The organism is Enterobacter cloacae complex sp. IR5403 (assembly GCF_049238705.1).
GTDB lineage: Bacteria > Pseudomonadota > Gammaproteobacteria > Enterobacterales > Enterobacteriaceae > Enterobacter > Enterobacter hormaechei_C.
This window is the reverse complement of sequence record NZ_JBMKHP010000001.1, coordinates 452,344-470,093: the sequence shown is the minus strand read 5'-3', so window position 1 is coordinate 470,093 and position 17,750 is coordinate 452,344. Positions and strand designations below refer to the sequence as shown.

The following is a 17,750-nucleotide window of genomic DNA, read 5'->3' as shown; positions in this document are numbered from 1 at the left end:
GGCGGCCGATTTTAACAAGGAGTCAGTCATGAAAAAATTAGTTGCGACAGCGCCTCGTGTAGCGGCGCTGGTGGAATACGAAGATCGTCCTGTTGCAGCACATGAGGTGAAGATTCGTGCTCGTTATGGCGCCCCGAAACACGGCACTGAAGTTGTGGATTTCCGCGCGGCAAGCCCGTTCATCGATGAAGAGTTCAACGCTGAGTGGCAGATGTTTACCCCGCGTGAAGAAGGTGCAGCGCGCGGCATCGAATTTGGTAAATTCCAGCTGGGGAACATGATCGTCGGCGACATCATCGAATGTGGTGCGGACGTGACGGAATACCAGATCGGCGACAGCGTCTGCTGCTACGGCCCGTTGCAGGAAACGGTCATCGTTAACGCGATGAACAACTATAAGCTGCGCAAAATGCCGCAGGGCGCATCCTGGAAAAACGCCGTTTGTTACGATCCGGCGCAGTTCGCCATGAGCGGCGTGCGTGATGCTAACGTCCGCGTAGGGGATTTCGTCGTGGTTGTGGGGCTGGGCGCGATTGGCCAGATTGCGATTCAGCTGGCGAAAAAAGCCGGAGCGTCAGTGGTTATTGGTGTCGATCCTATCGAACACCGCTGTGAGATCGCCCGCCGTCACGGTGCAGACCACTGCCTGAACCCAATCGGTACCGATGTCGGTCTGGAAATTAAGAAACTGACCGGCAAGCAGGGCGCAGATGTGATCATCGAAACCAGCGGATTTGCAGATGCACTGCAATCTGCGCTGCGCGGTCTCGCCTACGGCGGCACCATCTCCTACGTGGCCTTCGCCAAGCCGTTCGCGGCGGGCTTCAACCTTGGTCGCGAAGCACACTTCAACAACGCCAAAATTGTCTTCTCCCGCGCATGCAGTGAACCCAACCCGGATTATCCGCGCTGGAGCCGCAAGCGTATTGAAGAGACCTGCTGGGAATTGCTGATGAACGGTTATCTCAATTGTGAAGATCTGATCGACCCGGTCGTCACCTTCACCACCAGCCCGGAAAGCTATATGAAGTATGTCGATCAGCACCCGGAACTCAGTATCAAAATGGGCGTCACTTTTTAAGCTAAGGACAGCAAATCATGAAAATCGCAACACAAAACCAGGCCTTTTTCCCGACCGCTATCATGGAAAAATTCGAATACATCAAAGCGATGGGATTTGATGGCTACGAAATCGATGGCCGACTGCTGGTGGAAAACCTCGACGAAGTAAAAGCGGCTATCAAAGCCACCGGCCTGCCAGTCACGACGGCCTGTGGCGGTTACGATGGCTGGATCGGGGATTTCATCGAAGAACGCCGCCTGAACGGTCTACAGCAGATTGAACGCATCCTGGAAGCGCTGGCAGAAGTGGGCGGTAAGGGGATTATCGTTCCGGCTGCCTGGGGGATGTTTACCTTCCGTCTGCCGCCAATGACTTCCCCACGTAGTCTGGACGGCGATCGCAAAGCGGTCAGCGCTTCCCTGCGCTGGCTGGATGAGGTGGCAGCGCGCACCGGTACGACCGTTTACCTGGAGCCGCTGAACCGCTATCAGGATCATATGATCAACACTCTGGCCGACGCGCGTCGTTATATCGAAGAGAATGGCCTGAAGCACGTGCAGATCATCGGTGATTTCTACCACATGAATATTGAAGAAGACTCCCTGACGGAAGCGCTGCATCAGAACCGCGACCTGCTGGGTCATGTGCACATTGCTGATAACCACCGCTATCAGCCGGGCAGCGGCAGCCTCGATTTCGCCAGCCTGTTCGATCAGCTGCGTGCCGATAACTATCAGGGTTACGTCGTGTACGAGTGCCGGGTGCGTGCCGACGATCCGGCTCAGGCCTATAAGGACTCTCTCACTTACTTGCGTGAATGCTAAGGATGACGAGCGTGATGAGTGCTTCTACACCTTTGCCTCTGCGCGTCGCCATTATTGGCGCCGGGCAGGTTGCAGACAAAGTGCATGCCTCGTATTACGCCACGCGCAGTGATGTTCAAATGGTGGCTGTCATGGACAGCCGCCTTGAGCAGGCACAGGCGTTCGCGGAACGTTATGCTATTCCATCGGCATGGCAGGACGCTCACGAGATGTTGCAGGAAGTAAAACCGGATGTGGTGAGCGTCTGTTCGCCTAACCGGTTCCATTTTGAACATGTGATGGCGGCGCTCGAAGCAGGCTGTCATGTGATGTGTGAAAAGCCGCCAGCGATGACGCCGCACCAGGCGGATGAGATGCGTCTCGCGGCGCGCAAGGCCGGAAAAGTCCTCGCGTACGATTTTCACCATCGCTTTGCCCTGGATACCCAGCTCCTGCGCGAGGCGGTAATGAACGGAACGCTCGGTGAAATTTACTTCACCTCCGCGCAGGCGCTGCGTCGCTGCGGTGTGCCGGGGTGGGGCGTGTTCACCAATAAATCGCTCCAGGGCGGCGGGCCGCTGATCGATATCGGCATTCACATGCTGGATGCCGCGATGTATGTGCTCGGCTTCCCGACCGTGAAACGGGTAACCGCGCACAGCTTCCAGAGACTGGGGAACCGGAAACACACCGGCCAGTTTGGCGAATGGGATCCTGCGCAGTTTACCGTGGAAGATGCCCTGTTTGGCACGATTGAGTTCTGCAACGGTGGCATTCTGCGTCTGGACACCTCTTTTGCGCTTAATATCCGCGAGCAGTCGATCATCAACGTCTCTTTCTGTGGAGAGAAGGCGGGTGCAACGCTGTTCCCGGCACACATTTATAACGACGAAGCCGGTGTTTTACAGACGCTGACCCAGCGTGAAGAAGCCGACGATCGCCGACATCTGCGCAGTATGGACGCGTTTGTTCGCCATGTATTGGGCGAGCCGGTCATGATTGCCGATGCGGAGCAGGGGCTGGTGATCCAGCAATTAGTCGCGGCGTTGTATGAAGCCGCGGAAACAGGGGAAAGCGTGACGTTATGCTGAACCAGTCTGTATTAACCGATCCGGGCTTTTGCCCGCATAGCCTGAATAAGTACGCGTCCATTATGGCCTGCGGCAATGGCTACATGGGCATTCGCGCCACGCATGAAGAAGATTACACCCAGCAGACCAGAGGCATGTATCTCGCGGGGCTGTATCATCGCGCGGGACGCAACGAAACCACAGAGCTGATCAATCTGCCGGATGTCACCGGGGTTGAAGTTGAGCTGGACGGCGTCAACTTCACGCTCCTTTCAGGCGAAATTCTTGAGTGGCAACGCGAGCTGGCCTTTGCTAACGGCGAACTGCATCGTAACGTGGTCTGGCGTTCGCCGGACGGAAAACGCTATCGCCTCGAGAGCCGTCGTTTTGTTTCGCTGGACCAGTTGCCCTTAGTGGCAATGCAGCTCTCGATCACACCGCTTGATGGCGCCGCTCAGGCCGTGCTGAAAACCGGCATAGATGCGACACAAACGAACAGCGGCAGGCAGCATCTGGATGAAATCTCGGTCAGGGTCTTCGACCAGCACTACATGCAGGGTGTGTATGAAACGCAGGACCGGGCGTCTGAAGTTGTTGTTTCGGCGTTTTGTCAGCTCTCCGCTAAGAGCGACAGCTGTTTCACCGCTAAAAATCGTCGCCTCAGCGTTCATCATTCTCTGACCATCACGCAAGGTGACACTGTCACTCTTGAGAAGATCGTCTGGTTGACGCATCGCAGCGATAAAGCACTCTCGCAGGAGTCTTTCGCCCGCAACGCGCTGGCCGATCTCAAAGTCTGCGCGGCAAGAGGCTACGATGCGTTGCTTGAAAGCTCAGCGTATGCCTGGAAAGCGGTATGGCGTGACGCTCGGGTGGAAGTGACGTGTGCAGAACAGCAGGATCAGCTGGCGCTGGATTATGCCGTCTGGCACCTGACGACAATGACGCCAGCCCATAGCGAAAGAAGCAGCATTGCCGCGAAAGGGCTGACGGGGGAAGGGTACAAAGGGCACGTCTTCTGGGATACTGAAATTTTCCTGCTGCCGTTCCATCTGTTTACCCGTCCACAAATTGCCCGCAGCCTGCTGCGCTATCGCTGGCTGAATCTTTCTGGCGCGCGCGAAAAAGCACGCCGTAACGGTTGGCCAGGCGCGTTGTTCCCGTGGGAAAGCGCCGCCAGCGGACAGGAAGAGACGCCAGAATTCGCAGCCATTAACATCCGTACCGGGGTTCGCCAGAAGGTCGCCTCCGCACTCGCTGAACACCACATCGTGGCTGATATTGCCTGGGCCGTTGTCGCTTACTGGCAGGCAACACACGACGATGCCTTTATGCGCAATGAGGGCCTGACGCTGCTGATGGAAACCGCTTCGTTCTGGATGGGACGCGCGACGGAAATTAATGGTCGTCTTGAGATCCATGACGTGATCGGACCGGATGAATACACCGAGCATGTCAACAACAACGCCTACACCAACTATCTGGCCTGGCACAACGTTGCCTGCGCGCGTCAGTTTATGGCGATGTTTGGGCGTGAAGATGCGCGTTTTACGGAGAATGCCGGGAAGTTCCTGGCGCGCCTGTGGCTGCCAGAGGCCGACGCAAACGGTGTGATCCCGCAGGATGATACCTTCATGGCAAAACCTGCCATCGATCTGAGCCGCTATAAAGCCAAAGCGGGCAAGCAAACCATTCTGCTTGATTACTCTCGCGCGGAAGTGAATGAGATGCAGATCCTGAAGCAGGCTGACGTGGTAATGCTTAACTACCTGCTGCCGGAACGGTTTACGCCGCAGCAATGTGCCGCCAATCTGGCGTTCTACGAGCCACGCACGATCCATGATTCATCCCTGAGTAAAGCCATTCACGGCATTGTGCTCGCACGCTGCGGTGACACCGAGGGTGCGTATGCCTTCTGGCGCGATGGGATTGCCATCGACCTGGGGGATGACCCGCACAGCAGTGATGACGGTATTCATGCCGCCGCCACCGGTGCGATCTGGCTGGGCGCTATTCAGGGATTTGCTGGCCTGCACATTAGCGAAGGGGAGCTGCATCTTGCGCCGAAGCTGCCTGCTCACTGGCAGAAACTCGCCTTCCCGCTGCGGTGGCGGGACGCAACGATGCACATTACCTGTGAAGATGACCAGTTAACCATTGAAACCACCGCACCTGTCACGTTGACGCTGTGGGGTAAAACGCTGCATGTATCAGGACGAAAGGTCTGTGAGCGTAAGGACTTTCTTGCATCGGTTAATGGGACCGCTACCACGGAGGGGCGCCATGACGCTTAACGCTGTTGTATTCGATCTGGACGGGGTGATAACCGATACCGCGCATCTTCACTTTCTGGCCTGGCGCGCCGTGGCGGAGGAAATTGGTATCACCTTCGATGAGGTATTTAACGAACAGCTGAAGGGAATAAGCCGTATGGACTCCCTCCAGCGCATTCTGAAACATGGCGGGAAAGAGGGGATGTTCAGTGACGAGCAGCGCCTGGCGCTGGCGACGAAAAAAAACGCGCTTTACGTCCAGTCGCTGGCATCACTGACGCAGGATTCACTGCTCCCGGGGATTCGCGACGTGCTGGCGGATATTCGCGCCGCGAAGGTCAAAATTGGCCTGGCATCCGTATCGCTTAATGCCCCCGGGATTTTGCACGCGTTGGGCATTCATCAGGCTTTCGATTTTTGCGCCGATGCTTCGCGTATTAACCGCTCAAAGCCGGACCCGGAAATCTTCCTTGCGGCCTGTAAGGGACTGAACGTACGTCCTGAAGAGGCCATTGGTATCGAAGATGCCGCCGCAGGGGTAGATGCGATCAACGCCGCAGGAATGCTGTCGGTCGGGATTGGGCCTGGCCTGAACCATGCGGGATTACAACTTCATTCAACGCAGGAACTGACCTGGGAACGCCTGACGGCGTTCTGGGCATCCCGGGCGTATTGATAAGGAATTAATAATGGCTCAACTGTCTCTGAAACACATTCAGAAAATCTATGATAACCAGGTCCATGTGGTGAAGGATTTCAACCTCGAAATTGAAGACAAAGAATTTATTGTCTTCGTCGGTCCATCGGGCTGTGGGAAATCCACGACGCTGCGAATGATTGCCGGCCTCGAGGAGATCAGCGCGGGTGAACTGATTATTGACGGGGTTTGCATGAATGATGTTCCCGCCAAGTCCCGTGATATTGCGATGGTCTTCCAGAACTATGCGCTCTATCCGCATATGACGGTCTACGACACCATGGCGTTTGGCCTGAAAATGCAAAAAATTGCGCCCTCCGTCATTGAAGAACGCGTTAGCTGGGCGGCACAGATCCTGGGCTTGCGCGACTATCTCCAGCGTAAACCTGGCGCGTTGTCCGGCGGTCAGCGCCAGCGCGTGGCGTTAGGCAGGGCGATAGTGCGCGAAGCGGGGGTCTTCCTGATGGATGAGCCTTTATCCAACCTCGATGCCAAACTTCGTGTGCAGATGCGCGCTGAAATCAGCAAGCTGCACCAGAAGCTTAACACCACCATGATTTACGTGACGCACGATCAGACAGAAGCCATGACGATGGCGACCCGCATCGTGATTTTAAAGGACGGCATCATTCAGCAGGTGGGCGCGCCGAAGCAGGTCTACAACGAGCCGGCGAATATGTTCGTTGCAGGGTTTATTGGCTCACCGGCGATGAACTTCATTCGTGGCGCGATCGACGACCGCTACTTTGTGACGGAAACGCTGCATCTGGAGATCCCGGAAGACAAGCTGGCCGTACTGAATGCGCAAGGTTACCAGCGTAAAGCGGTTGTCTTTGGGATCCGTCCGGAAGACATTCTCACCGCACAGCGAAGCGGTGAAAACATCACCGCGAAGATCAGCGTTGCTGAGCTGACCGGGGCTGAATTTATGCTTTATGCCACCGTGGGTGGGCATGAACTGGTTGTCCGTGCGGGAGCGGCGGATGATTATGTTGCCGGAGATAATATCGGCATCCAGTTCGATATGAATAAGTGCCATTTCTTCGATGCTGATACTGAAACAGCTATTAGATAAGAAAGGTGTTCGCCGGAAATGAAAGTTTCCGGTTTTTTGTGTGTTAATTATAAAGGAATATTTTAATGAGTACTCTACTAAGAAGTGCTGCGCTCGTTCTGTGCGCAGGGGTGAGCTGCGCGCAAGCAACTGAATCAGCCAAACAGTGGGAATTTAATATTGGCGCCATGTATGAAATTGAAAACGTCGAAGGTCAGGCCGACGATAAAGATGGATTATATGAACCCTCCGTGTGGTTTAATGCCACATGGGATGCATGGACCATTTCGCTGGCTATGTATCAGGAAGGGCCGGTTGATTACAGTAGCATGACGCGCGGCACCTATTTCGATCGTCCTGAAGTAGAATTACGCTATCGTATTATTGGTACCGATGATTTCACGCTGGGACTGACGGGAGGTTTCCGTAATTACAGCTATCATTTCAAAGACGAGGATGGCGCGAAAGCGGGCAGCGCGAATATGCAGCGCTATAAAATTCAACCTGACTGGGATGTAAAATTAACTGATGACTGGCGTTTTGGCGGATGGTTTGCCATGTACCAGTTTGCGAATGACCTGGCAAAAACCGGTTATTCTGACAGCCGTGTTGAAACGGAAACCGGTTTTACCTGGACAATTAACGAAACCGTCTCTGCAAAAGTTAATTACTATTTAGAGCGGGGTTTCAATATGGACAGTTCACGTAATAACGGTGAATTCTCCACTCAGGAAATCCGTGCGTATCTGCCTGTTTCATTAGGCCAGACAACCCTGACGCCGTATACCCGTCTTGGGCTTGACCGCTGGACAAACTGGGACTGGCAGGACGATCCGACACGTGAAGGGCATGATTTCAATCGTCTGGGGCTGCTCTACGCTTACGACTTTGCGAATGGCCTTTCCATGACGCTGGAATATGCCTACGAATGGGAAAACCATGACGAAGGCGAAAACGATCGCTTCCACTATGCGGGGATCGGCGTGAATTACGCGTTCTGATAACACTTCACCAGGGGCATTTGCCCCTGGTTTTTAGCGTAATGAAGCCGCATCCGAAAAATGCGTTTCAACCAATACCTTATGCGGGGCAGGTTTACCCGCAATGCACCTGAACAACAAATCGCAGCTCTCTTCGCCCAGCTTTCTCGTGGGGATATCAAAACCGCCTGGTGCAGGGGTTAAAATGAGAGATAGCATCGGGTCGCTGTATCCTGCCATTGCGACCTGTTCCGGGATCGTCAGATTTAGCTCATCCGCGGCACGATAAAGACTCAGCAGTTTCATGCTGTCCGTCGCAAAAACCGCATCGGGCGGGTTGTCTGAAGAGAGTAGCTGACAGGCCGCCTGAAGCGCGCTTTCATGGGTATACCCGCCATCAATAACCCAGTCCGGGTTAATCGCAATACCCTGCTTCTCAAGGCTCGATTTATAGCCCGCCAGGCGATCGATAGAAACGTGATAATCGAGCGGGGCATGCAGGCAGGCAATTTTAGTGCGACCATGTTTGATAAATGAGTCGGTTAATATGGCGCTGTCGCGGAAATTATCCGTGTCGACAGAATAGATATTCTGGTAATTACCTTCCACTTTACCAATAACGACCACGGGCACACCGTATTCGTCCAGCGTCGCGAAAAAAGACTCGTTCGCCGGCGAGCTTAGCATGATGATCCCTTTGATCATCTTCTGCTTTATTTTACCCACGCATTTTTGCAGATCATCTTCGCTGCTTTTGGACGTTTGTAAAATAACATCAAAACCTTCTTCTTCTGCTTTTGCCGTTATGGCATGCAGTACATCAGAGAAAAACGGATTTCCTGCGGTGGTTTTGGTTGAACGGGTCGAAATAACCATAATGGCGTCGAAGCCAGAAGAGGTGAGTGCGCGGGCAAGTTTATTCGGTTGATAATTTAATTCTTCTATCGCCTTCAACACCTTTTCGCGCGCTTCAGGAGAAATATTCGTTTGTTTATTCAGAACGCGCGACACGGTTGATTTCGAAACGCCAGCAACGCGGGCAATATCATAGATGGTGGGTGACATACACCTTACTCACTCCAGACGGACAGCAATTGCGCCCATCTTACTGGAGAGAAAACGGCAATAGCAATAATTAAGAATTGATAATCAACGATCTGCCCCAATTTACTGTATTCTGAAGTGACTTTTTTCAGGGTTCCAGGCAATGAAGGACGGCGATGAAGCGACTTAAAAACGAATTCAATTCTCTGGTGAACCGTGGCGTTGATCGCCATCTACGTCTTGCCGTGACGGGGCTGAGCCGCAGCGGTAAGACAGCATTCATTACGGCGATGGTCAATCAGCTGTTGAACCTGCATGCAGGGGCGCGCCTGCCACTGCTTAGCGCAGCGCGCGAGGAGCGGTTGCTGGGGGTAAAACGCGTACCGCAACGTGATTTTGGCATCCCCCGTTTCACCTATGATGAAGGTCTGGCGCAGTTATACGGGGAGCCTCCCGCCTGGCCCACCCCGACGCGTGGCGTGAGCGAAATTCGGCTTGCGCTTCGTTTCCGCTCAAATGAATCCCTGATGCGTCACTTCAAAGAAACGTCCACGCTCTATCTCGAAATTGTGGATTATCCGGGAGAATGGCTGCTCGATTTACCGATGCTGGCGCAGGATTACCTGAGCTGGTCCCGACAGATGACCGGACTGTTGCAGGGGCAGCGGGCAGAGTGGTCGACCAAATGGCGCCAGCTTTGCGAAGGGCTGGACCCGCTGGCACCGGCGGATGAAAACCGTCTGGCCGTCATAGCTGAAGCCTGGACGGATTACCTGCATCAGTGCAAGCAGGAGGGGTTGCATTTTATTCAGCCGGGCCGTTTTGTTCTGCCGGGTGATTTAGCCGGTGCTCCCGCGCTACAGTTTTTCCCGTGGCCGGACGTTGACAGCATCGGTGAATCGAAACTGGCGCAGGCGGACAAGACCACCAACGCCGGTATGCTCCGCGAGCGATACAATTATTACTGTGAGAAGGTGGTTAAGGGCTTTTATAAAAATCACTTTTTACGCTTTGACCGCCAGATCGTGCTGGTGGACTGCCTGCAACCGCTCAACAGCGGGCCGCAGGCGTTCAATGATATGCGGCTGGCGCTGACGCAGCTGATGCAAAGCTTTCATTATGGCCAGCGTACGCTGTTTCGCCGTTTGTTCTCGCCGGTCATCGACAAGCTGCTGTTTGCCGCCACAAAAGCTGACCATGTGACGGTCGATCAGCACGCCAACATGGTATCCCTGCTGCAACAGCTGGTGCAGGATGCCTGGCAGAATGCGGCTTTCGAAGGGATCAGCATGGACTGTCTGGGGCTGGCGTCCGTACAGGCTACGCAGAGTGGGCTGATTGACCTGAATGGCGAGAAAATTCCAGCCCTGCGGGGCAACCGTCTCAGCGACGGCGAACCGCTCACGGTCTATCCGGGGGAAGTCCCGGCGCGTCTGCCGGGCCAGGCTTTCTGGCAAAGCCAGGGTTTTCAGTTCGAAGCCTTCCGTCCGCAGAGCATGAATGTTGACCAGCCATTGCCGCATATCCGTCTGGATGCCGCGCTGGAGTTTTTAATTGGAGATAAATTGCGATGACGGAACCGTTAAAACCACGCATTGATTTTACCGGCCAGCTTGAGCAGTCCCCGCATGAGGCGTTTAAAACGGCGCAAACCTTCAGCGGCCCGCAGGCCGACAACTTTGCTCCCGTGCTGGCAGACGAGCCGATGGCTGAACAGGGGCAGGCGGAAGCGGTGGTTGATGCGGCACTGCGCCCGAAACGCAGCCTGTGGCGCAAGATGGTGACCGCCGGGTTAGCCCTTTTTGGTGTAAGCGTAATCGGCCAGGGCGTGCAGTGGGGCGTCAATGCCTGGCAAACGCAGGACTGGGTGGCGCTGGGGGGATGCGCCGCCGGGGCGTTGATTGTTGGTGCGGGCGTTGGCTCAGTCGTCACCGAGTGGCGTCGCCTCTGGCGTTTGCGTCAGCGTGCGCACGAACGCGATGAAGCGCGGGATCTGCTGCACAGTCACGGCACAGGAAAAGGGCGTGCTTTTTGTGAAAAGCTTGCGGCTCAGGCCGGAATAGATCACTCTCACCCGGCGCTTCAGCGCTGGTATGCGGCGATCCACGAAACCCAGAATGACCAGGAAGTGGTCACGCTCTATGCGCACATTGTTCAGCCGGTACTGGATGCGCAGGCTCGTCGTGAGATCAGCCGCTCGGCGGCGGAATCCACCCTGATGATTGCCGTCAGTCCGCTGGCGATGGTGGACATGGCCTTTATTGCCTGGCGCAACCTGCGTCTGATCAACCGCATCGCCAGACTGTACGGTATTGAGCTTGGCTATTACAGCCGACTGCGCCTGTTCAAACTGGTATTGCTGAATATCGCCTTCGCCGGGGCAAGCGAACTGGTGCGGGAGGTCGGGATGGACTGGATGTCGCAGGATCTTGCGGCGCGTCTCTCTGCCCGGGCGGCGCAGGGGATTGGTGCCGGTCTGCTGACGGCACGCCTGGGCATCAAAGCGATGGAGGTTTGTCGTCCACTCCCCTGGATCGATGGCGATAAGCCGCGGCTGGGGGATTTCCGTCGCGAATTAATTGGCCAGCTTAAAGAGACGCTCAATAAAAAACCTGCTCAGTGAGGTTTTGTTTACTAATCGTGCGGGCTGTCAATATTTGTTGACAGCCACCTTCCCGAACACCGGGATCTGACATATCATTTTACTGTTAATGGCTTAAACGGTGAATTTCCCATGCGTCTGGAAGTCTTTTGTGAGGACCGTCTCGGTCTGACCCGAGAGTTACTCGATCTTCTTGTTTTACGTAGCATTGATTTACGTGGCATAGAGATCGACCCTGTCGGGCGAATTTACCTCAATTTTGCCGAAATTGAATTTAATACCTTCAGTAGCCTGATGGCGGAAATCCGCCGTATCGCTGGCGTTACGGACGTACGCACCATCCCCTGGATGCCGTCCGAGCGGGAACACCTTGCACTGAGCGCGCTGCTGGAAGCAATGCCGGAGCCGTTTCTCTCTCTCGATCTGAAAAATAAAGTCGAGCGCGTTAACCAGGCCAGCTGCCAGCTGTTTGCGCAGACGCAGGAAAAACTTATCGGGCACCACGCCACGCAACTGATCACCGGGTTTAATTTCCAGCGCTGGCTGGATAGCAACCCGCAAAATACCCATAGCGAGCACGTCGTCATCAACGGACAGAATTTCCTGATGGAGATCACGCCGGTCTATCTGAAAGGGGAAAATGCCGTGCGGGTGCTCACCGGCGCGGTGATCATGCTGCGCTCCACGGTGCGCATGGGACGCCAGTTACAGAATATTTCCAGCCAGGACGTCGGCGCATTCAGCCAGATTATTGCGGTGAGCCCGAAAATGCGTCATGTGATCGACCAGGCGCGCAAGCTGGCAAATCTTACGGCGCCGCTGCTGATTACCGGGGATACCGGTACGGGGAAAGATTTGCTGGCGCATGCTGTGCACATGGCCAGCCCGCGTGCGGCAAAACCGTATCTGGCGCTGAACTGCGCGTCTATTCCTGAAGATGCCGTTGAAAGTGAGCTGTTCGGGCATGCGCCGGAAGGCAAAAAAGGCTTCTTTGAGCAAGCGAATGGCGGCTCGGTGTTGCTGGACGAGATTGGCGAAATGTCGCCACGCATGCAGGCGAAACTGCTGCGTTTTCTCAATGACGGCACGTTCCGCCGCGTGGGGGAAGATCATGAAGTTCACGTGGACGTGCGCGTCATCTGCGCCACCCAGAAAAACCTGGTGGAGCTGGTGCAGAAAGGAGTATTCCGCGAAGATCTCTACTATCGTCTCAACGTTCTGACGCTCAATATTCCGCCGCTGCGCGATTGCCCGCAGGACATCATGCCGTTGACAGAACTGTTCGTGGCCCGTTTTGCCGATGAGCAGGGCGTGCCGCGTCCGAAGCTCTCTGCCGACCTGGGCACCGTACTGACGCGTTACGGCTGGCCGGGCAATATTCGTCAGCTTAAAAATGCGGTCTATCGCGCATTAACTCAGCTTGAAGGGTATGAACTGCGTCCTCAGGATATTCTGTTGCCGGATTACGATGCCGGGACGGTCTCGGTAGGCGAAGAGGCAATGGAAGGCTCGCTGGATGACATCACCAGCCGTTTCGAGCGTTCAGTGTTAACGCAGCTTTATCGCAGCTATCCGAGCACGCGCAAGCTGGCTAAACGTCTTGGAGTGTCTCATACCGCAATTGCGAATAAGCTGCGCGAGTATGGGTTAAATCAGAAGAAGGGTGACGAATAAATAAAAAAGCCTCTTTGCAGAGGCTTTTTTACGTTTAGGCTTTAAGCGCCTCAAGTGCAGCGGTGTAATCCGGTTCGGTAGTGATTTCGTTGACCAGCTCACTGAAAACAACGTTGTTGTTTTCATCGATCACCAGCACCGCACGAGCAGCCAGACCTTTCAGCGCGCCTTCGGAAATGGCAACACCGTATTTTTCCAGGAAATCCGGGCTGCGCAGAGTGGAAAGGGTGATAACGTTGCTCAGGCCTTCAGCGCCGCAGAAGCGGGACTGGGCAAACGGCAGGTCAGCAGAAATGCACAGCACCACGGTGTTATCCATTTCGGTCGCCAGCTGGTTGAATTTACGCACTGATGCAGCGCAAACGCCAGTATCGATGCTTGGGAAAATGTTCAGGACTTTACGCTTGCCAGCAAACTGGCTCAGCGTGACGTCAGACAGATCTTTAGCCACCAGAGTAAAAGGCTGTGCTTTGCTGCCAGACTGTGGGATGGAACCTGCAACAGCAACCGGGTTGCCCTGGAAATGAACGAGTTGTGACATAGATATCTTCCTGTTTACAAATAGTTAACGTCGTGGCTAGTGTATGTCATCCGCAGTTAGCACGGCAAACCAATTTTCTGCCTTTCCGGCCTGCAAGGAGTCAGTGATGAGAAGCGTTAAGGTCTATGAAGAAGCCTGGCCATTGCACACCCCGTTTGTGATCTCGCGCGGCAGCCGTAATGAGGCCTGCGTGGTCGTGGTTGAATGTGAAGAGGACGGCGTAAAAGGCGTCGGAGAATGTACCCCTTATCCTCGCTACGGAGAAAGCCTGGCGTCAGTCATGGCGCAAATTATGACGGTGGTGCCCGAGTTGCAGGCGGGCCTGACGCGCGAGTCTCTTCAGCTTCGGTTGCCGGCCGGCGCGGCACGCAACGCGATTGACTGCGCACTCTGGAGTCTGGAAGCGGCGAAACAACAAAAACCGCTGCCTGCGCTGCTGGACGTTACGCTGCCGCAATCGATCGTCACCGCGCAGACGGTGGTCATCGGTGAACCAGAGCAAATGGCCGCCAGCGCTCAGGCGTTGTATGCCACCGGTGCAACCTTATTAAAGGTGAAGCTCGACGATCGCCTGATTAGCGAACGCATGGTCGCCATTCGTGCGGCGGTGCCTGATGCCACTCTCATCGTCGATGCGAACGAATCATGGCACAGCGAAGGGCTGGCAGCCCGTTGTCAGCTGCTTGCCGATCTGGGCGTTGCCATGCTGGAGCAACCCCTCCCGGCAGAAGACGATGCCGCGCTGGCGAATTTTATTCATCCGCTTCCCGTCTGTGCAGACGAAAGCTGTCATACCCGTGAGAGCCTGTCAGCCCTCAAGGGACGTTACGAAATGGTGAACATTAAGCTGGATAAAACAGGTGGATTAACCGAGGCTCTGGCTCTGGCACAAGATGCGCAGGCGCAAGGCTTTGCTCTGATGCTGGGCTGTATGTTGTGTACGTCCAGAGCGATCGGCGCTGCACTCCCGCTGGTGAACAGCGTGCGCTTTGCCGATCTGGACGGCCCAACCTGGCTGGCGGTTGACGTCTCACCCGCGCTGAATTTTACCTCCGGCGTACTTCATCTTTGAGGCTGCCAGCGCAGGAGATCTGTCATCGCCCGCAGGTATTTTTCGCTCGCTTCATCCGAGGAGATGGGCGGAAACTCAGCGGTGATACAGTGAAGGCTGAGGTCCGCGCACCAGCTGCCAAAAGACCCGGGTGTTTCATAGCCAACGCTGCTCACCAGAGGTAGAGCAAACGCATCCGCCAGCCACTGCCCGAGCGCCGTATGACGAGGATCTTCAATACAGGCGAGGGGATCGTGGAAAGAGACAACCCAGGCCGGGTGGATCTTATGAATAAGCTGGCACAGCGCCTGAGTCTCCGGTTCGGAACCGGGTTTGTCTCCCGTGAGCAGGACCACATCTCGCTCCTGCGCCGAACTGTTCCAGCGATATACCGTTTCACCGGCGCGCCAGTTTGCCGCCGGGAAGTTCCTGTTCAGGTCAACGCCTCGTGCATTCGCCCGTAATCCAAGCTGACAACCGTCCGGGTTGACGGTCAAAATTACATGATGACGTCGTAAATCGGGGGCCAGCGTACGTAACGCGCACGAGAGCGTCACGACAGACGAGTTTTCATCACCATGCGTGCCTGCAATGATTAAGCCGCTATTGCGATCGGCCTCGGGGGCCGGAAACCAGATCAGCGGCGCGCCTAAAAATGAGCGTCCATAATGTTCAGTTCCTGGCGGGAAGGCGCCGCGTTCCGTTCTTGGTCGGGTAGTTGCCATAGTAAACCCTGATGATAAAGTCACTTCTGGCAGTGTTGTGCAAAAGCCGCGCTTAATCAAATAGTTTCCGTGTGTGTGGAAAATTGCCTGACATCAACTTTCCGGAGGAAGCATTTGCATTTCTCCGTTTCGAAACAAATAATTACGCATCTGCCTGTTACCTGACATCATTAAGGGGATCGTATGAAGCATCCTGTTTCGCTTCTTTGTACTGCGCTGTGGCTGTGCGGGCTTTCTTCACTTTCATATGCCGCGGAGGTTCCCGAAGGAACGGTTCTGGCGCAAAAGCAGGAGCTGGTTCGACATATCAAAGATGAGCCCGCTTCGCTCGATCCGGCAAAAGCGGTGGGATTGCCCGAGATCCAGGTGATCCGCGACCTCTATGAAGGGCTGGTGAATCAGAACGAAAAAGGGGAGTTAGTTCCCGGCGTGGCGACGCGCTGGCAGAGCAATGACAATCGCGTCTGGACGTTCACGTTGCGGGATAACGCTAAGTGGTCTGACGGTACCCCGGTGACGGCACACGATTTTGTCTATAGCTGGCGTCGTCTGGTTGATCCTAAAACAACGTCACCTTTCGCCTGGTTTGCGGCGCTGGCGGGCATTAACAATGCCCAGGCCATTATCGATGGCAAAGCTGCTCCGGATACCCTCGGCGTGACGGCGGTGGATGCTAAAACGTTGCGCGTGCAGCTGGACAAACCGCTGCCCTGGTTCAGCAATCTGACGGCTAATTTCGCGTTTTATCCTGTTCAAAAGGCCAATGTGGAAAGCGGTAAGGAATGGACGCGCCCTGGCGCGCTCATTGGCAACGGTGCGTATGTGCTGAAAGATCGCGTGGTGAATGAAAAACTGGTGGTTGAGCCAAATTCTCATTACTGGGATAACGGCAGGACGGTGCTTAAAAAAATCACCTTTGTGCCGATCAACCAGGAGTCCTCAGCGACCAAACGCTATCTTGCGGGCGATATCGATATTACAGAATCGTTTCCGAAAAACATGTACCAGAAGCTGCTTAAAGATATTCCGGGACAGGTATATACACCGCCACAGCTTGGGACCTATTACTACGCGTTTAACACGCAAAAAGGCCCAACCGCGGATGCCCGCGTACGTCTCGCGCTCAGCATGACTATAGACAGACGTATTATGGCGGAAAAAGTCCTGGGGACCGGTGAGAAACCGGCCTGGCATTTTACTCCCGATGTCACTGCGGGCTTTACGCCGGAAACCTCGCCATTTGAGCAGATGTCGCAGCAAGAGCTGAATGCGCAGGCGAAAACGTTGTTGCAGGCGGCAGGCTATGGCCCTCAGCGTCCGCTAAAATTAACGCTGCTGTATAACACGTCTGAAAACCACCAGAAAATCGCGATTGCCGTTGCATCCATGTGGAAGAAAAATCTGGGTGTTGACGTTAAGTTGCAGAATCAGGAGTGGAAAACCTACATCGACAGCCGCAATACCGGGAATTTTGACGTCATCCGTGCATCGTGGGTAGGGGACTACAACGAGCCGTCGACATTCCTGTCGCTGCTGACCTCCTCCCACAGCGGGAATATCTCACGATTCAACGATCCTGCTTACGATAAGATTATTCATCAGGCGACGCTCGAAACGACTGAAAAAGCGCGTAATGCCGACTACAACATGGCCGAGAAGATCCTCACCGAGAAAGCACCGATTGCCCCTATTTATCAGTACACCAATGGACGTCTCATCAAGCCATGGGTTAAAGGTTATCCGATAAATAACCCAGAGGATGTTGCGTACAGCCGTACAATGTATATTGAAAAGCATTAAAAAGAGGTCAGGGCGCTACGTGATTATGGTAAACATCCATTAACCGCATAAGCGCCCGCTCTCAGGGGGCATGATTTTACAGCCTGGTTAATACCGAATATCCCCTTCATATCAGCCCATCACTCATTGTCATGATGAATATCTTAAGAGAGATTCTTTCTCCCGTTTATCGAAAAACGCGTAGTCATTTATTCGCCATTCCTGTAGCAGTATAGTCATTACTGTTTTTAAGATTGAATTTGTCCGATACAGGATTTTTTCATATTCAGGCCATTTATTGAATTAAAACCTTATTTCTCTGCGCTGTTATGGGGCGTGTTAATGAATGCATTGATGTAAATCAATTATTCAATCTCATGGAACAATAAGTTCA

Annotated in this window: 15 protein-coding genes; 12 read left to right on the top strand and 3 right to left on the bottom strand. The window is 54.4% G+C overall.

Translation table 11 applies throughout. The annotated features are described in order from the left end of the window. Positions 1–28 precede the first annotated feature (28 nt). The 7 genes from ACOTW6_RS02225 (at position 29) to ACOTW6_RS02195 (ending at position 7,961) form a co-directional block, all read left to right on the top strand. Positions 29–1,081, top strand: a complete 1,053-nt coding sequence (locus ACOTW6_RS02225) for a zinc-dependent alcohol dehydrogenase (protein ID WP_121478884.1) — start codon at positions 29–31, stop codon at positions 1,079–1,081. Positions 1,082–1,098: 17 nt separating this feature from the next. Next, positions 1,099–1,887: a sugar phosphate isomerase/epimerase family protein gene (locus ACOTW6_RS02220; protein ID WP_003856868.1), complete on the top strand. Its 789-nt coding sequence runs from the start codon at positions 1,099–1,101 to the stop codon at positions 1,885–1,887. Between the two features lie 11 nt (positions 1,888–1,898). Then, positions 1,899–2,957 (top strand): Gfo/Idh/MocA family protein, encoded by a 1,059-nt coding sequence (locus ACOTW6_RS02215; protein ID WP_213788821.1) that lies wholly within the window; start codon positions 1,899–1,901, stop codon positions 2,955–2,957. Then, the gene (locus ACOTW6_RS02210) at positions 2,951–5,230 is read left to right on the top strand and encodes a glycoside hydrolase family 65 protein (RefSeq protein WP_213788820.1); all 2,280 of its coding nucleotides are present in this window, start codon (positions 2,951–2,953) and stop codon (positions 5,228–5,230) included. The genes ACOTW6_RS02215 and ACOTW6_RS02210 overlap by 7 nt, the downstream gene beginning before the upstream one ends. Beyond that, on the top strand, positions 5,220–5,885 hold the full coding sequence (gene pgmB / locus ACOTW6_RS02205) for a beta-phosphoglucomutase (protein ID WP_032653776.1): 666 nt from the start codon (positions 5,220–5,222) through the stop codon (positions 5,883–5,885). The genes ACOTW6_RS02210 and pgmB overlap by 11 nt, the downstream gene beginning before the upstream one ends. A 13-nt stretch (positions 5,886–5,898) precedes the next feature. Then, entirely contained in the window at positions 5,899–6,981 is a 1,083-nt protein-coding gene (locus tag ACOTW6_RS02200; protein ID WP_219240884.1) for an ABC transporter ATP-binding protein, read from the top strand. 65 nt (positions 6,982–7,046) lie between these two features. Continuing rightward, on the top strand, positions 7,047–7,961 hold the full coding sequence (locus ACOTW6_RS02195; protein ID WP_063133484.1) for an OmpG family monomeric porin: 915 nt from the start codon (positions 7,047–7,049) through the stop codon (positions 7,959–7,961). Positions 7,962–7,994: 33 nt separating this feature from the next. Here ACOTW6_RS02195 and ACOTW6_RS02190 read toward each other — a convergent pair whose 3' ends face one another. Further along, positions 7,995–9,005 carry a LacI family DNA-binding transcriptional regulator gene (locus tag ACOTW6_RS02190; RefSeq protein WP_047051006.1) on the bottom strand — a complete coding sequence of 337 codons (1,011 nt, stop codon included), beginning with the start codon at positions 9,003–9,005 and terminating at the stop codon, positions 7,995–7,997. A gap of 155 nt (positions 9,006–9,160) precedes the next feature. On the opposite strand from ACOTW6_RS02190, the gene ACOTW6_RS02185 reads away from it, so the two are divergent. The 3 genes from ACOTW6_RS02185 to tyrR all read left to right on the top strand — a co-directional run bounded on the left by ACOTW6_RS02185 (position 9,161) and on the right by tyrR (position 13,260). Then, a complete protein-coding gene (locus ACOTW6_RS02185; RefSeq protein ID WP_090278546.1) occupies positions 9,161–10,558 on the top strand; it encodes a YcjX family protein in 1,398 nt (465 codons plus the stop codon). Next, entirely contained in the window at positions 10,555–11,607 is a 1,053-nt protein-coding gene (locus ACOTW6_RS02180) for a YcjF family protein (RefSeq protein WP_121478888.1), read from the top strand. Before ACOTW6_RS02185 ends, ACOTW6_RS02180 begins: the two co-directional genes overlap by 4 nt. Positions 11,608–11,718: 111 nt before the next feature. Further along, positions 11,719–13,260, top strand: a complete 1,542-nt coding sequence (tyrR, locus tag ACOTW6_RS02175; protein ID WP_121478889.1) for a transcriptional regulator TyrR — start codon at positions 11,719–11,721, stop codon at positions 13,258–13,260. A gap of 34 nt (positions 13,261–13,294) precedes the next feature. Here the strand turns inward: tyrR and tpx are convergent, their stop codons facing one another. Then, entirely contained in the window at positions 13,295–13,801 is a 507-nt protein-coding gene (tpx, locus tag ACOTW6_RS02170; RefSeq protein ID WP_213788819.1) for a thiol peroxidase, read from the bottom strand. A 106-nt stretch (positions 13,802–13,907) separates the two neighbouring features. Between tpx and ycjG the strand changes: the two genes are divergently transcribed. Then, a complete protein-coding gene (ycjG, locus tag ACOTW6_RS02165; protein ID WP_121478890.1) occupies positions 13,908–14,873 on the top strand; it encodes an L-Ala-D/L-Glu epimerase in 966 nt (321 codons plus the stop codon). Here ycjG and mpaA read toward each other — a convergent pair. Then, complete coding sequence (gene mpaA, locus ACOTW6_RS02160) at positions 14,864–15,577, bottom strand: murein tripeptide amidase MpaA (RefSeq protein WP_023314235.1); 714 nt, start codon at positions 15,575–15,577, stop codon at positions 14,864–14,866. The genes ycjG and mpaA overlap by 10 nt on opposite strands. Before the next feature lie 183 nt (positions 15,578–15,760). Between mpaA and ACOTW6_RS02155 the strand changes: the two genes are divergently transcribed. Further along, positions 15,761–17,377, top strand: a complete 1,617-nt coding sequence (locus ACOTW6_RS02155) for a peptide ABC transporter substrate-binding protein (protein ID WP_213788818.1) — start codon at positions 15,761–15,763, stop codon at positions 17,375–17,377. The last annotated feature ends 373 nt before the right edge of the window (positions 17,378–17,750 follow it).

Bases quoted from the DNA above. Each gene is read 5' to 3' on its own strand.
- ACOTW6_RS02155 (WP_213788818.1), top strand. From the start codon at position 15,761: ATGAAGCATCCTGTTTCGCTTCTTTGTACTGCGCTGTGGCTGTGCGGG.
- ACOTW6_RS02190 (WP_047051006.1), bottom strand. From the start codon at position 9,005: ATGTCACCCACCATCTATGATATTGCCCGCGTTGCTGGCGTTTCGAAA.
- ACOTW6_RS02220 (WP_003856868.1), top strand. From the start codon at position 1,099: ATGAAAATCGCAACACAAAACCAGGCCTTTTTCCCGACCGCTATCATG.
- ACOTW6_RS02200 (WP_219240884.1), top strand. From the start codon at position 5,899: ATGGCTCAACTGTCTCTGAAACACATTCAGAAAATCTATGATAACCAG.
- ACOTW6_RS02185 (WP_090278546.1), top strand. From the start codon at position 9,161: ATGAAGCGACTTAAAAACGAATTCAATTCTCTGGTGAACCGTGGCGTT.
- mpaA (WP_023314235.1), bottom strand. From the start codon at position 15,577: ATGGCAACTACCCGACCAAGAACGGAACGCGGCGCCTTCCCGCCAGGA.
- tyrR (WP_121478889.1), top strand. From the start codon at position 11,719: ATGCGTCTGGAAGTCTTTTGTGAGGACCGTCTCGGTCTGACCCGAGAG.
- ACOTW6_RS02180 (WP_121478888.1), top strand. From the start codon at position 10,555: ATGACGGAACCGTTAAAACCACGCATTGATTTTACCGGCCAGCTTGAG.
- ACOTW6_RS02195 (WP_063133484.1), top strand. From the start codon at position 7,047: ATGAGTACTCTACTAAGAAGTGCTGCGCTCGTTCTGTGCGCAGGGGTG.
- ACOTW6_RS02210 (WP_213788820.1), top strand. From the start codon at position 2,951: ATGCTGAACCAGTCTGTATTAACCGATCCGGGCTTTTGCCCGCATAGC.
- ACOTW6_RS02225 (WP_121478884.1), top strand. From the start codon at position 29: ATGAAAAAATTAGTTGCGACAGCGCCTCGTGTAGCGGCGCTGGTGGAA.
- tpx (WP_213788819.1), bottom strand. From the start codon at position 13,801: ATGTCACAACTCGTTCATTTCCAGGGCAACCCGGTTGCTGTTGCAGGT.
- ycjG (WP_121478890.1), top strand. From the start codon at position 13,908: ATGAGAAGCGTTAAGGTCTATGAAGAAGCCTGGCCATTGCACACCCCG.
- pgmB (WP_032653776.1), top strand. From the start codon at position 5,220: ATGACGCTTAACGCTGTTGTATTCGATCTGGACGGGGTGATAACCGAT.